The sequence below is a fragment of the Canibacter zhoujuaniae genome (genome assembly GCF_011752015.1).
GTDB lineage: Bacteria > Actinomycetota > Actinomycetes > Actinomycetales > Microbacteriaceae > Canibacter > Canibacter zhoujuaniae.
Map to the genome: position 1 here is coordinate 708,103 of NZ_JAAIKA010000001.1, position 14,377 is coordinate 722,479.

Annotated in this window: 10 protein-coding genes; 2 read left to right on the forward strand and 8 right to left on the reverse strand. The window is 55.2% G+C overall.

The window, feature by feature from the left end:
* Nucleotides 1-2 precede the first annotated feature (2 nt).
* From rpoB to HCQ99_RS03290, 3 genes are all read right to left on the reverse strand, one after another.
* Nucleotides 3-3,452, reverse strand: coding sequence for a DNA-directed RNA polymerase subunit beta (gene rpoB / locus HCQ99_RS03280; protein ID WP_166985666.1), 3,450 nt, complete (start codon nucleotides 3,450-3,452; stop codon nucleotides 3-5).
* 172 nt (nucleotides 3,453-3,624) lie between these two features.
* Nucleotides 3,625-4,356, reverse strand: coding sequence for a glutamine amidotransferase (locus tag HCQ99_RS03285; protein ID WP_166985669.1), 732 nt, complete (start codon nucleotides 4,354-4,356; stop codon nucleotides 3,625-3,627).
* Nucleotides 4,357-4,446: 90 nt separating this feature from the next.
* Nucleotides 4,447-5,157 carry an alpha/beta hydrolase gene (locus HCQ99_RS03290; protein WP_166985672.1) on the reverse strand — a complete coding sequence of 237 codons (711 nt, stop codon included), beginning with the start codon at nucleotides 5,155-5,157 and terminating at the stop codon, nucleotides 4,447-4,449.
* Nucleotides 5,158-5,313: 156 nt separating this feature from the next.
* Between HCQ99_RS03290 and HCQ99_RS03295 the strand changes: the two genes are divergently transcribed.
* Nucleotides 5,314-6,681: an APC family permease gene (locus HCQ99_RS03295; protein ID WP_166985675.1), complete on the forward strand. Its 1,368-nt coding sequence runs from the start codon at nucleotides 5,314-5,316 to the stop codon at nucleotides 6,679-6,681.
* A 70-nt stretch (nucleotides 6,682-6,751) separates the two neighbouring features.
* On the opposite strand, the gene HCQ99_RS03300 is transcribed toward HCQ99_RS03295, so the two are convergent.
* Complete coding sequence (locus HCQ99_RS03300; protein WP_166985678.1) at nucleotides 6,752-10,321, reverse strand: proline dehydrogenase family protein; 3,570 nt, start codon at nucleotides 10,319-10,321, stop codon at nucleotides 6,752-6,754.
* 194 nt (nucleotides 10,322-10,515) lie between these two features.
* Here HCQ99_RS03300 and HCQ99_RS03305 point away from each other — a divergent pair, with 194 nt between their 5' ends.
* Nucleotides 10,516-11,448 (forward strand): LysR family transcriptional regulator, encoded by a 933-nt coding sequence (locus tag HCQ99_RS03305; RefSeq protein WP_166985681.1) that lies wholly within the window; start codon nucleotides 10,516-10,518, stop codon nucleotides 11,446-11,448.
* Nucleotides 11,449-11,484: 36 nt separating this feature from the next.
* Here the strand turns inward: HCQ99_RS03305 and HCQ99_RS03310 are convergent, their stop codons facing one another.
* From HCQ99_RS03310 to HCQ99_RS03325, 4 genes are read right to left on the reverse strand one after another with little or no spacing between them, the layout of a single operon-like run.
* Nucleotides 11,485-11,802 carry a hypothetical protein gene (locus HCQ99_RS03310; RefSeq protein WP_166985684.1) on the reverse strand — a complete coding sequence of 106 codons (318 nt, stop codon included), beginning with the start codon at nucleotides 11,800-11,802 and terminating at the stop codon, nucleotides 11,485-11,487.
* Between the two features lie 20 nt (nucleotides 11,803-11,822).
* Nucleotides 11,823-12,629: an ABC transporter ATP-binding protein gene (locus HCQ99_RS03315; RefSeq protein ID WP_166985687.1), complete on the reverse strand. Its 807-nt coding sequence runs from the start codon at nucleotides 12,627-12,629 to the stop codon at nucleotides 11,823-11,825.
* Between the two features lies 1 nt (nucleotide 12,630).
* Nucleotides 12,631-13,488, reverse strand: a complete 858-nt coding sequence (locus HCQ99_RS03320) for an ABC transporter ATP-binding protein (protein ID WP_166985690.1) — start codon at nucleotides 13,486-13,488, stop codon at nucleotides 12,631-12,633.
* Entirely contained in the window at nucleotides 13,489-14,370 is an 882-nt protein-coding gene (locus HCQ99_RS03325; RefSeq protein ID WP_166985693.1) for an ABC transporter permease, read from the reverse strand.
* Nucleotides 14,371-14,377: the final 7 nt, after the last annotated feature.

Below are 14,377 nucleotides of genomic sequence, written 5' to 3' on the forward strand. Positions count from 1 at the left end.
GCTTAGATTTCTTCAGCAGAAGAAGTTTCGAAGCTGCTAGAAAGGTTGATCCCGATCTCTTCAGAAGTGCGTGCTGCCTCATCGGAAGAATCTTTCAGGACCACTGCGGCGCCGTCAGCACCGAGCACCTCAACATTCAGACCGAGCGACTGCATTTCCTTCATCAGAACGCGGAAGGACTCTGGGATGCCCGGCTCTGGAATGTTCTCGCCACGCACGATTGCCTCGTAGACCTTCACACGGCCGAGGATGTCATCTGACTTGACGGTCAAAAGCTCCTGCAGCGCGTATGCGGCACCGTACGCCTCAAGCGCCCAAACTTCCATCTCACCGAAACGCTGCCCACCGAACTGTGCCTTACCACCGAGCGGCTGCTGCGTAATCATTGAGTAAGGGCCTGTTGAACGAGCGTGAATCTTGTCGTCTACCAGGTGGTGGAGCTTCAGGATGTACATGTAGCCAACCGAGATTGGGTATGGGAACGGCTCGCCAGAGCGTCCGTCAAACAGCTGTGTTTTACCGCTTGAATCAATCATGCGGCTGCCGTCACGGTTTGGCAGGGTTGAATCCAACAGCCCCGCGATCTCAGCTTCTGAGGCACCGTCGAATACAGGCGTAGCAACTTTCGTGCCAGGCGCTGCTTCAAACGCGTCAGCCGGCAGCTGCGCAGCCCACTCTGGGGTGCCCTCGATCTTCCAGCCCTGCTTCGCGATCCAGCCAAGGTGGGTTTCAAGCACCTGCCCGAAGTTCATTCGACCTGGAATACCCAGTGGGTTCAGGATCACGTCAACCGGGGTGCCGTCTGCCAAGAATGGCATATCTTCAACAGGGAGAATCTTTGAAATAACACCCTTATTACCGTGACGACCGGCAAGCTTATCGCCCTCAGTGATCTTACGCTTCTGCGCGATAAATACGATAACGCGCTGGTTTACACCTGAGCCGAGAGCGTCATCGCCGTCTTCAGACTGCTCAAACACCTTAACGGCGGTAACCGTACCCGAAACACCGTGTGGGACACGGAGTGAGGTATCGCGCACCTCGCGACTCTTCTCATTGAAGATGGCGCGCAGCAGACGCTCTTCAGCGCTGAGCTCTGTCTCACCCTTCGGGGTCACCTTACCAACCAGGATGTCACCCTGACGCACCTCAGCACCGATCCGAATGATGCCTCGCTCGTCGAGATCTTTCAATGCTTCCTGTGAAGCATTTGGCAGGTCGCGGGTGATTTCTTCCTTACCGAGCTTGGTGTCACGTGCGTCCACATCGTACTCTTCGATGTGGATAGACGACAGGGTGTCGTCTTTCACCAGGTTTTGGCTCAGAATGATGGCGTCCTCATAGTTGAGACCCTCCCACGGCATAAACGCCACGAGCAGGTTCTTACCGAGTGCCAGTTCACCGTTTTCAGTCGCTGGGCCGTCAGCGATAACCTCGCCAGCTTCAACGCGGTCACCAACACGCACGATGACGTGGTGGTTGTAGTTGGTGCCCTGGTTTGAGCGGTCGAACTTGCGCATGTAGTAGGTCTTCGTGCCGCCCTCATCGAGCTGCAGTGTGACCTTGTCAGCAGACACGGCAGAGACAACACCGGCTGCTTCAGCAGTAACTACGTCACCGGCGTCAATGGCAGCGTAACCCTCCATACCGGTGCCAACGAGTGGGCTCTCGGCGCGTAACAGCGGCACAGCCTGGCGCTGCATGTTAGCGCCCATGAGCGCACGGTTTGCGTCGTCGTGCTCAAGGAACGGAATCAGTGAGGTCGCAACAGAAACCATCTGACGTGGCGAAACGTCCATGTATTCAACGCTCTTTGCATCAACGAGCTGCACCTCAGAACCCTTTGGCCGGGCAAGCACAAAGTCGTCTTCAAAATTGCCCTGTGCGTCAAGCTTCGCACCCGCCTGCGCAATCAAGAATTCGTCTTCTTCGTGCGCTGACAGGTAGTCGATCTGATCGGTTACCTGGCCGTTGTTGACACGACGGTACGGGGTCTCGATAAAGCCGAATGAGTTAATGCGCGCGAAGGTTGCAAGCGCACCAATCAGACCAATGTTTGGGCCTTCAGGGGTTTCAATCGGGCACATGCGGCCGTAGTGTGATGGGTGCACATCTCGCACCTCAACACCCGCACGGTCGCGTGACAGACCGCCCGGACCGAGCGCCGAGAGACGACGCTTGTTGGTCAGCCCCGCAAGCGGGTTGTTCTGATCCATGAACTGTGACAGCTGGCTGGTGCCGAAGAATTCCTTGATCGCCGCCATTACTGGGCGGGTATTGATCAGAGTATTAGGAATAATTGCTTCAACATCTTGCGTTGTCATGCGCTCACGCACAACACGCTCCATGCGGCTCAGACCGGTGCGCAGCTGTGCTTGGATGAGCTCACCAACACCACGAATGCGGCGGTTGCCGAAGTGGTCGATATCATCCACATCAACGCGCACCTCGATCTTCTTACCATCGCGCGTGCCCGGAATGGTTTCAACACCTGCGTGCAGCGCCACGAGGTACTGCAGGGTTGCAACGATGTCGTCAGTTGTCAGTGTTGATTCAGAGATAGGCAGCTCAAGACCGAGCTTGCGGTTGATCTTGTAGCGACCAACTTTTGCAAGGTCGTAGCGTTTTGGAGTCTGGTAGCTGCTTGAGATGAGGGTGCGCGCTGCTTCCATAGCAACCTGCTCACCCGGACGCTGCTTGCTGTAGAGCTCCTTTTGCGCTTCTTCCTGCGTCTCAACGCTGTCTTTTTCCAGGGTGCTCAGAATTGACTCGTACCCTGCGAAAGCCTTCCGGATCTTCGCGCTGCTTAAGCCCAGAGCCTTTAGGAATACAGTAGCGCTCTGCTTCCGCTTGCGGTCGATGCGCACAGAAACCTGGTCACGTTTATCAATTTCAAACTCCAGCCAAGCACCGCGGCTCGGAATAACACGCGCAGAGAAAACGTCTTTATCGCTGTTTTTCTCTGGGGTGCGCTCAAAGTAAACACCCGGTGAACGCACCAGCTGCGACACAATGACACGTTCAGAACCGTTGATAATGAATGTGCCGCGGTCGGTCATCAGCGGGAAGTCACCAATGAACACGGTTTGAGACTTGGTCTCACCGGTGCCTTTGTTAAAGAATTCAGCTTTTACGTACAGCGGTGCGGCATAGGTCTTGCCGCGTTCTTTACACTCGTCGATGCTGTGCTTTGGGTCACCAAGTGAAGGCTGACGCATAAACAGTTTCATCTGTTTGGTGTTGTCTTCGATTGGTGAAATCTCGTCAAAGACTTCCTCAAGACCGCTTCCCTGATCCTGATTTTCTTCGTTGCCAACAAGCCACTTAAAGCTCTGAGTCTGCAACGCAAGCAGATCCGGAACTTCGATGGTGTCAGAAATTTTTGCGAATGAAAGCCGCTTGTGGTCGCGACCGTTCTTCGGCGTGTTGGTTGCAGTGTTTGCAGCAGCCAAGGAACCTACCTCCGTGAGCCTAATCAGGCTAATTTACTGAGTCTTTTGTGAACTGCTTTGGGTCTTAAGACTCTGTGATGTCTGCGTGTAATTACCAACCACTATATGAAGGCACAACTCACCCAAAGCGCAAATACCCACATTACGCTAGAAAGATGGTAAATGCAAATGGCTATTTTGCATACTCTTCGATGAAGCGCCCCAGCACTAAGTGGCTCGCGCGCACATCAGCCTCGTTCACGTGCTCAAGCAGCTCGTCAAGACGCGCCGGATCAAAATATCCGTGATCGACGTAGGCGTGAATACGCTCACTGATTGCCGGCGCATCCATTTCCGGATGAAACTGTGTCGCATAGACATTGCGCCCAATCCGAAACGCTTGAATCGGGCAGCTCTGACTGGTTGCCAAAACTTCCACATGGTCGGGCACTGAACTCAGCGCTTCCTTATGCCCCACATACGCATAGAAACTCGGCGGCAGCTCAGCAAACAGGCGGTCACGCAAACCCGCTTCTGTCAGTCTTATCTCTGCTGCCTGAGTTGGTTCACCGTGAGTTTGATCCACCACCGCACCCTGGTGTCGGCCGAGCGTGCCAACCCCGTAGCAGACACCCAAAAACGGAATATCATCGGCAAGCACACGATCCAGCAGCCGTTGTAAATCAAGCTCCACTCGCTTCTCTACCGCGCTCTTTTTTTCGTCTGGTTCGCTCACCGTAAACGGCGATCCGGCCAGAATAATGCCGGAGTAGTCGTGCACGTTCACACTGTCTAGGCTTTGCGCTTCTGCGCGATGCCACACCATTTCGGCGTCAGTAAGACCGGTCAGTTTCTGATACGACCGCACCTCAGGAAGAACAACCGCGTCATCATCACGGGTTGTAATTAATAGGAACGGTTTCATAACTTCAAACTTTAGGGCGAGATTTTAAAACGAGCAACCATATTAAGATTTGTTACAAACTGCTTGCGGATCGCGCGCAACTGTGTCCATTTAAAAGCCGAAATGGCGCGTTAAAAATAAGTGAATATCGGAAAGTTCTGTGCGCCCGATAGAGTGCCCAATCCCTTTATATGTGTGCGCTTCAAGAGCTGTGTGCTGCGGCGCCCATGCGGCGGTCAACTCTACAGCCGCATGACCGATTGCAGGGTCTACAAGATCGCGCCCCCAAAACAGCGGAGTCTGCAGATCTTTCAGCGCTGCATCGCCCATAAACTCACCCGGCGCAATGTACCCGGAGCAGTTAACACCGCACACAAACTCTCCCGGCGCAAGCCTAAGCATTGTGGTGGTCATCACCCCACCCTGCGAAAAACCCATCGGCGCAATCTGCCTGATCCCACCGACCTGCTCCTTTAGCTGGTGCACCCAGTCAATAACCGCTTGCGCCGCCTGCACAGCCTCCGCTGCTCCCTGTTCGGGGGAAACCCCGCCCGGTTGCAGCGACAGCGGAAACCACGACCAGCCACCAAGAGTTGCATCAACCTCAGCCGCTTTTAACGGTGCGCGCAAACTCGCTATTACCAGCTCTTTTGGCAGAAAAGAGGCCAGCTGAATAAGGTCTTTTTCGTGTGATCCAAGCCCGTGCATCAACACTAATAGCGAGCTCCCGCCGGCGAGTGCTGTCAGTGCGTGCGGTGCGGAAGCGAGCTTACCGTCGACAGCCCACTGAGTTGCTGCAGTGTCGAGTGTGAGATGTGTCATCTAAGCCTCCGATCAGATTTCAGTTAATCTTATCCTTTGTAGGTTTAACCCTGCACCGTTGCAGACTGCAGCAGCCGGATTGTTTAATCGTCTGCAAGCCCTCCCGAGTCTAAGACTGTTTCAAAAGAAGTTACGTCACAAATCGAGGAGGATAAATTGTCAGAGTCTGCTGCAACAGGGCAGCCGAAACTGCGTCGGGCACTGGGACTGACCGGTTTAACTTTTTTCGGGATCACCTATATGACGGTGGTCACCGTTTTTACAACCTACGGCATTGTTAACAAGGTCACCCACGGGCATCTGCCGGCCGCCTACATTATGGCGGTTGTTGCAATGCTTTTTACCGCAGCAAGCTACGCCGCTATGGTACGCAAGTATCCTGTTGCGGGGTCGGCATACACCTATGCCCAACAGACATTCGGCGGCGGGGTCGGGTTTATCACCGGCTGGGTCATGCTGCTTGACTACCTGTTTATTCCGATGATCAATTTTATGCTCATCGGCATCTACTTAAACACACAGTTTCCGGCAGTCCCTGTTTGGGTTTTCACGCTCGCAGCGCTGCTGATTGTGTTCGCTTTTAATGTGCTCGGGATCAAACTGGTCAACGGCGCCAACTACACTGTTGTCGCTCTCTCGGTGCTGTTGGTTGTTGTATTTTTCGCGCTCGCGCTAAAGAGTGCGCTCGGCGGCGATATGTCTGTTGGGGTGCTTGAACCTTTCAGCTTTGGTGAGGGAGGGATCGGCAGCATTGCCTCCGGCGCGGCAATTCTTGCACTCTCATTCCTAGGGTTTGACGCGATTTCAACTCTTTCGGAAGAAGCAAAAAACCCGCGTCGTGATATTCCGCGCGCGATTATTCTCGCAACCTTGGTTGGTGGTCTGCTGTTTATTCTGGTTTCTTGGTCGGGAGCTCTGGCTTACAGCCCTGACTGGTCGGCTCTCAGCAAAGCCGAAATTGAAGCTGCTGGTGTGACGGTTGTGACCCACATCGGCGGCGAGGTGCTCGCAACTTTCTTTGTTGCAATCTATGTTGTTGGCTGTTTCGGCTCCGGCCTAACCGCGCAGGTTTCAGTGTCAAGAATCCTTTACGCCATGGGCCGTGATGGGATGCTGCCTAGCCCGCTAGCAAAACTCAACAAACGTTTCGGCACACCATACATTGCCACCGCTGTTGTGTCAGTCTTCGCTCTCTCAAGTCTTTTTGCAAGCCTCGACGCGGTTGCGTTTATGATCAGCTTTGGCGCTCTCACCGCGTTCGCGGTGGTGAATCTGGCGGTGATTCGCACCTACGTGTTCCCGTCAGGAGGCAGAGCCGAAAAGATTCGCGTCACGCAGATCTTGCGCTATCTCGTTTGCCCGCTGATAGGTTTCGCGCTCACAATTTGGCTGTGGTCTGCGCTTGAAACAACTACCTGGATAATCGGCGGCGTTTGGGTGCTGATCGGTCTTGCGATTATCGCTTACGTGACGCGCGGGTTTAAAAAGCCTGTGCCGAAATTAGATTTTTCTGAAGCAGAGTAACCGTTTAAAAAACGTGCCGCGGGCAGATCCTTGTGAGACCCACCCGCGGCACACGCCAGTTTGCTTTTATTTACAGCGCAAACTTTGCGAAGTTGGTGAGATTACCGAAACGGTGTGCGGTGATCGACACTGCCTGCTCACGGAGGTGCGGGAGCATTTCAACCCGCCCAGCAGAAACAACTTCTCCGCCGTAGACCGCAATATCCGGCTTGCCGTTTGCCGCAGCATACACCTCTGCTACCTGCGCAGCACGTGATGCGCCCGCAACAATACGGATACGGGCTGCTGCCTTAGGCCCCTCAACTGCTGCAAGCTTGGCAACGCGCTGCTGCCACGCGGTCTCATCCTGATGATCGACAGTCACCCCGGCGCGCTTGAGCTCTACCTGCACAGGCTCAGGCAGCGCGGTTGGTGTGCTCACAACAGGCTTTGCGCCGGCAGCCAATGCCGCACCGAGCACACGAATAGCGTCGCGAAGTTGCGCGTCGGCAGCGATCCTAACGTGTGTTGTAACCGGCAGGTAGCGCAGCATGTTCCGCTCCACGATCAGCTGTGAAGCGTCTCGCGCGATACCGAACTCTTCGTTCCAAGCATCAGTATCAGAGGCGAAAGCTCCGGCCAACCACGCTAGATCAGACTCTGACAGGCCGGCCTGCTGCGCGGCTGCGTATAGCCCGGTCACCTCTGGGCGCGGATCCGAAAGCTGTGCGGCTGTAATTGGCGCGTCGGCCCAATCTCCAAGCCCGTGCAGGTAGTTCGGCCCGCCAGCCTTGGTGCCTGCTCCGATGGCGCTCTTCTTCCAACCGCCAAAACTCTGACGACGCACAATAGCACCGGTGATGCCGCGGTTGACGTAGAGGTTGCCGGCCTCGATACCGTCGACCCACTGGCGTAGCTCATCAGCGTCAAGTGAGTGCAGGCCGCTGGTCAGACCGTAGTCGATCTCATTCACGATCTCGATTGCTTCTGCGAGGGTTGCAGCGGTCATGATGCCCAGGATCGGACCGAAGTATTCGGTCATGTGGTATTCACTGCCGCGCTTTACGCCGTCGCGCACACCGGGGCTCCACAGTTTTATGTCACCGTTCTTATCGCGGGCCAGCGGGCTGCCGTTGTCAATCGGTTCTGGTTTAATCAACCATCGCTCGCCAGAGCCGAGTGTTGTGAGCCCCCGCAGCAGTTTGCCGCTCGGAGCGGTGACCACAGTGCTCATTTGGGTGCGCAAATCTTCCGGTGTTCCCACGCTAATTGAACGCACCGCATCGAGCAGCTGTGCGCGGAAGCGTTTTGAGGTGGCAACGGAACCAACAAGAATCACCAGCGAAGCTGCTGAGCACTTCTGACCCGCGTGACCAAACGCTGACTGGGCAACATCTCGCGCTGCCAGATCAAGGTCTGCGTTAGGGGTCACAATAATGGCATTCTTGCCACTGGTTTCTGCCAAAATTGGCAGATCCTGACGCAGTTCGCGGAAGGCTACAGCGGTTTCGTATGCGCCGGTGAGGATCAGACGATCAACTCGCGGATCGGCAACCAGCTGTGACGCCAGATCGCGATCAGCAAACTGTACGAACTGCAGCACCTCTCGTGGCACACCGGCCTCCCACAGGGCTTCAATCATCATTGCGCCCGAGCGTGCGGTGTTGGTTGCTGGTTTGATAATCACCGCTGCCCCTGAGGCCAAAGCAGCAAACACGCCGCCTGCGGGGATTGCCACCGGGAAGTTCCATGGCGGGATGACAGCGATCAGCTTCTTTGGCTGATACTTCGCTCCCGACACCTGCTCAAGCTGCTGGCCGAGCATTGCGTAGTAGTTGGCAAAGTCAATCGCCTCTGACACTTCCGGATCGCCCTGATCGAGGGTCTTGCCACACTCTGAACCCATCACTTCAAGCAGTTCTGCACGGCGCTGCTCTAGCTTTTCACCGGCAAGCATCAGAATGCGGGCGCGCTCATCAGCGCCCAGCGCCTGCCAAGCGTCTGCGGCGCTAACACCGGTTGCAATGATTTCTTCGAGTTTGTCAGCGCTTGCAACCTGCGCATCGCGCACCAGGTCGGCACCAAGCTGTGACTCGACCATGCGCTCAGCGATTGCCCGCCCCCACGCGCGGTTTCCCGGCAGATCTGGGTCGGTGTCTGGAACGTTCTCAAATTCACCGCGCGCTCCCGCTGCAACACGCTCTGCAACGCGGTCAGCTGCCTTTTCCGGATCATATTTACTGCGATCCTGCTGCCGGTTTGCAGGCGGCACTGCGTAATTTTCTGCAGCACCGTCAGCGGTGATAGCTGCTAGATCTGCCAGGCTAGCGAGGAAGCGATTCTTTTCACGCTCAAAAAGTTTTTTGTTGTCGTTAAGCTCAAACACGGCCGACATAAAGTTGTCTTGGCTTGCGCTTTCTTCGAGACGACGGATGAGGTAAGCGATCGCCACATCGAACTCTTGCGGGTGCACAACTGGGGTGTAAAGCAGCAAGGATCCTACTTCTCGCTTCACTGCCTCAGCCTGTCCGGTTGCCATGCCGAGCAGCATCTCAAACTCGATACCGTCTTGTGCTCCCCTGGCTTTTGCCAGCAGCCAGGCCAGTGCCACGTCGAAGAGGTTGTGGCCGGCAACGCCGATCCGAATGTTTTTTACGCGCTCTGGGTGCAGTGCGTAATCGATAACCGCCTTATAGCTGGTGTCAGAAGCCTGCTTGCTGTGCCAGGTTGCTAGAGACCAGCCGTGAATTGCCGCGTCTACCTGCTCCATTGGCAGGTTTGCGCCCTTTACGATACGCACCTTAATTGGTGCACCGCCGTCGGCAACACGCTGCGCGGCCCATTCCTGCAGGTTCATCATTGCGCCGAGCGCATCCGGCAGATACGCCTGCAGCACGATACCGGCTGAGAGGTTATGGAATTCTGGCTTTTCTAACAGCTTCTTAAACACCGCGATCGTAAGATCGAGATCTTTGTATTCCTCCATATCGAGGTTTATAAACTTCTTCGGAGTGCTGTCGTTTGCCAGTTTGAAAAGCGGCGTGAGTTTTTCGGTGATGTGGGCGACCGCCTCATCAAAAGCCCAATGGTTGTGCGGGGCTACGGTTGCCGAAACCTTAATTGACACATAGTCAACGTCATCGCGAGACAGCAGCTTTTCAGTGCCCGCAAGACGACGCGATGCCTCGTGCTCACCGAGGATAGCTTCACCGAGCAGGTTGATGTTCAGACGCACATCGTCTTTTTTAATTTTTGCGATTGCCGGGCCGAGCTTATTATCTGAGGCATCGATGATGAGGTGGCTCACCATTTCGCGCAGCACTTTGCGTGCTGTTGGCACAACCACGCCCTTTAATGGTTTGGCAAGCAACCCTCCCAAACCGATCGCGCCGCGCATGTATCCCGGTAAGAACTGTGGTGTCAGCGGGGTTAGTTCTTTGAGTTTCTTTGCGGCCGCACCAAGATCTTCCGGGCGCACCACGCCGTCAACGAATCCAACTGTGAAGTCTAGGCCGTTTGGGTCGCGCAAAACACCAGCGAGGCGTTCAGCAGATTTATCTGCGGGATACTGTGATGCTTCTTTAAGCCACCGTTTAACGAGCGCGATTGCGTCGTCAGCGAGGTCCTGCGGGCGAGTGTTGCTGCCAGCTTTTGCGGTCATAACGTTTGCCTTTCACGATTTTTGTTGCGCGCATAAAAAACGCACCGATATGGCAATAATGCATGTTCTTTGTCAATAAGTAAAATGAGATAATCTTATGATTATTATTTAATTTTACTTAACTAATTTTTTAGTACCGGCGCGGCTTGTTTGGGCGCCGCCACAGCCCCAAAACCGTTCAAAGGAAACCCTCTATGCTCGATGTGAAACGTCTTCGACTGCTTTGGGAGTTGGATCGCCGCGGCACTGTGATCGCCGTTGCAGACGCGCTGCACCAAAGTTCGTCAGCGGTTTCACAGCAGCTTGCGCTACTCGAGCGTGAGGTCGGGGTGACACTGCTGAGGCGCAGTGGTCGGGTTTTAGAACTCACCCCCGCAGCACAGGTGCTGGTTGCAGAAACTGAAAATGTGTTGCGCGCCGTAGAGCAAGCAGCTGACGCCGTGCAACAAAAACAACCACAGGTGACAGGGAAACTGCGCGTAGCCGCATTTCAGACCGCCATGCTAGCGCTCCTACCGCAAGCTATTCAAAGAATCAGGCGCAACCACCCAGGTGTGCACATTGAGCTCATTCAGTATGAGCCGGAGCTCGCGCTGCGCGAAACCTGGTTGCGCAATTTTGATCTGGTGATCGCTGAGCAGTACCCTGAGCACGCCACCGAACAGTTTGCAGGGCTTGAAAGCAAACCTCTAACGCGCGATAAAATTCAACTCGCACTGCCGCGCACCCCCGATAGCAGCCCCGAGTTTCAGAGCGTAAAAACGCTCAGCGACACACAACACCTGCCCTGGGTAATGGAGCCGAAGGGCACAGCCACCAGACATTTTGCAGAGCAGGCATGTCGACTAGCAGGATTTGAGCCGGATGTCAGATTTGAAACAGCAGATCTGCAGGCGCATGTGCGCCTCGTCGCTACCGGAAATGCGGTTGCCCTGCTTCCAAGCCTTGTGCACTTTGGGTCGCCGTATTCTAAAGCAAACGATATCAAGCTGCTCGACCTGCCGGGGTCTCCGCGTCGCACGATCTTTACCGCCGCGCGAAAATCTAGCCGGAAGAACGCCGCCCTTAAAGCTTTTCGGCAGGTGCTAGAAACTGAGGCTGCGGCGCTTCAAACAGAGACAATCTAACCGTCAGAAGCTCTCGAATCTAGCACCACGTGCCGTCTAGTCGCGGGTCACAGCGTGATCAACAATGTACTGACGCCCCGCACCAACCTCCACTTCAGAGCCAAGGATCTCGTCAAACTCTGGTGCTAGGCGGTCGCGCTTTGGGTGGTCAAGCCACTCCTGGTAGCCGCGCTCATCCGGCCAATTCGCAGTTACTAGTATCTCGCCGCTGCCATCAGCTGCAACAGCAATATCACTGCTCACCTGGCGTGTGAGGTTGAGCGACTCACGCAAAACCTCTTCATCACGATACAGCTGCAGTAACTTCTCTGCCTGTTCCGGAGTCGTTTTAATAGTCAGTATTGAACGATACATTTCCACTCGTTTCTAATGCTTTAATCTGCCAAAATTGCTTCGCTAGTGCCGGGCAGTGTGCCGAGCCCGTCGACCGCCGGAATCGAAGCTAACAGCTTTTTCGTGTAATCCTGGCGGGGATTATCCCACACCTGCTGCGCGGTGCCAGTTTCTACAAGCTGGCCCCGTTGCATCACCGCGACCTGGTCTGCGATGATCCGCACCACCGCGAGATCGTGACTGATAAACAACAGCGATGCCCCGCTCTGCAGCGCAAGATTTCGCATTAGTGTCGCAACTTTTGCCTGCAGACTCGCATCGAGCGACGCGATGGGTTCGTCACCGATTAACAGTTCTGGCCCAGAGGCAATAGCTCGCGCAATTGCGATACGCTGGCGCTGCCCGCCCGAAAATTGATGCGGGTAGCGCGACTGCACACTGGCTGGCAGCTCCACTTCTTCTAACAACCCAGCAACAGACCAGCTGTCTTTATGCGGGTTAATGCGCAGTCCGTCAGCAATCTGGCTACCAATCGTGCGCCGCGGGTTTAGCGAAGCATAAGGGTTTTGAAACACCATCTGGATGCGCAGCAGTTCCGGATCACGACGCCGCATCCCGAGCGGCTTAATCTCTTTCCCTTTGAAGATGATCGCCCCGGCGGTAATCGGTTCTAAACCGGAGATAGCGCGCGCAAGCGTGGATTTCCCACAACCGGATTCGCCAACCAGCCCAACCACCGAAGATTTATCGACGTTCAGGCTAACCCCGCGCACCGCCTCAAGCGTGCCCCCACCCGGCAGCTTATATGTGACACGAACGTCATCGACAGACAGAAACTGTGTGCTCATATTAGTTCCCTCTCTCACCTGCGCTCAGCTGCTTAACGGTAATAACCTCTGTTGCGGTTGCGGCTACAGCACCTGCAAGGAATGGTTCATGATTCGGGAGCGCTTCAACCAGAGCGCGAGTATAGGCGTGCTGCGGCCGACGCAGCACCTCATAGCGCGGGCCGCTCTCCACGATCTGCCCCTGCCGCATAACGTAAATAGTTTCTGCGAGGCTGCTCATCACCCCGAGATCGTGTGTGACAAGCAAAACCGCAAGCGAAAGTTTTTCCGCAAGCTGTTTTAACAGACGCAGCACGCCTGCCTGCACAGTCACATCAAGCGCGGTTGTTGGCTCGTCAGCGATCAAAATTTCAGGCTCACATATAATCGCGATCGCGATAGCAACGCGCTGCAGCTGCCCGCCAGAGAACTGATGCGGATACTTCTTTATCGCTGTTTTTGGATCGGGGACCTGCACAAGCCGCAGTGTTTCTACCGCTTTTTCGAGAGCTGCTTTTTTCCCAATCCCGGTGTGTGCCCGCAGATGATCCGTCAGCTGCCGGCCGATTGTCAACATCGGATGCAGGCTAGCGGTCGGATCCTGGAAAACCATGGCAATCTTATTGCCGCGCAGTTTATTTTGCTCTTTTTCGCTGTTTTTTAAGAGATTCTTGCCGGCAAACTGAATCTGCCCTTTAGTTCTCGATCCTTCCGGTAATAAGCCCAAGATTGCCAAGCCGGTCATCGACTTACCCGAGCCAGATTCGCCAGCAAGTCCGGTAATTTTTCCGGGCTGCAGTGAGATATCGATACCCTGAATAATCTCTTTGCCGTTAATCTCCAGCTCAAGGCCTGTAATTTGTAGTCCTTCTGCGCTCATTTATACAGCCCTCCCCTGCACCGCTCCCTTAGTGCGCGGATCCAAAGAATCACGAAGTGAATCGCCGATAAAGTTGAATGCCATCACAACTGTGAATATCGCTAAGCCGGGGAAGGCAGCCAGCCACCAGGCAGAAAACTGCTCAACACCGGCAGCGACCATCGCACCCCAGTCAGGGGCAGGCGGCACAGCACCGAGGCCGAGGAAGGACAGCCCCGCCAGCAAGAGGATAGCCGTGCCGAAGTCGAGCATCGCCAACACAAACACTGGCGCGAGCACGTTTGGGAGCACATCGCGGCGCAGCGAGGTAAAAGGGCCTGCGCCGAGCAGCCTACCGGCGACTACGTACTCCTGTTTGCGAGCGGTGATCACCAGCGACCGCGTCACGCGTGCATAGGCAGGCCAGGTCACAATGAGCATCGCTATCACAGCATTTGTCAGGCTGGGGCCGAGCGCGGCTGTAATAACCATTGCGAGAATGATCGTGGGGAACGCAAACACTAGGTCGGCGATACGCATAATGATTTCATCCACGAGCTTGCCAAAATAGCCGGCAATCGCTCCAAGTAGGCCCCCAACGCACATCGCTGTCAGCACGAGCCCCAGCGCCAATGGGAGCGAGATACGACTGCCGTAAACTACGCGACTAAACACGTCACGCCCAACTTGATCCGTACCGAAAAGATGCTCAGCGCTTGGCGGCTGCAACCGGTCAAACGCCTGGGATAGTGGATCTGCTGGCGCTATTAACGGCGCAAAAATAATTACTATCAGCCACAGTGCGAGCACAATACCGCCGGTGATCGCAAGCGGTTGCCTGAACGCTTCTGGAATTGGCAGTCGCTTTCTGCGCCCAGCGGTTGCAGTAAGTATGTCTGTCATGTTTGTC

What these genes read in the sequence shown, in the direction of transcription:
- HCQ99_RS03285 (WP_166985669.1), bottom strand. Translation starts at nt 4,356, where the DNA reads ATGAAACCGTTCCTATTAATTACAACCCGTGATGATGACGCGGTTGTT.
- HCQ99_RS03290 (WP_166985672.1), bottom strand. Translation starts at nt 5,157, where the DNA reads ATGACACATCTCACACTCGACACTGCAGCAACTCAGTGGGCTGTCGAC.
- HCQ99_RS03300 (WP_166985678.1), bottom strand. Translation starts at nt 10,321, where the DNA reads ATGACCGCAAAAGCTGGCAGCAACACTCGCCCGCAGGACCTCGCTGAC.
- HCQ99_RS03305 (WP_166985681.1), top strand. Translation starts at nt 10,516, where the DNA reads ATGCTCGATGTGAAACGTCTTCGACTGCTTTGGGAGTTGGATCGCCGC.
- HCQ99_RS03310 (WP_166985684.1), bottom strand. Translation starts at nt 11,802, where the DNA reads ATGTATCGTTCAATACTGACTATTAAAACGACTCCGGAACAGGCAGAG.
- HCQ99_RS03315 (WP_166985687.1), bottom strand. Translation starts at nt 12,629, where the DNA reads ATGAGCACACAGTTTCTGTCTGTCGATGACGTTCGTGTCACATATAAG.
- HCQ99_RS03320 (WP_166985690.1), bottom strand. Translation starts at nt 13,488, where the DNA reads ATGAGCGCAGAAGGACTACAAATTACAGGCCTTGAGCTGGAGATTAAC.
- HCQ99_RS03325 (WP_166985693.1), bottom strand. Translation starts at nt 14,370, where the DNA reads ATGACAGACATACTTACTGCAACCGCTGGGCGCAGAAAGCGACTGCCA.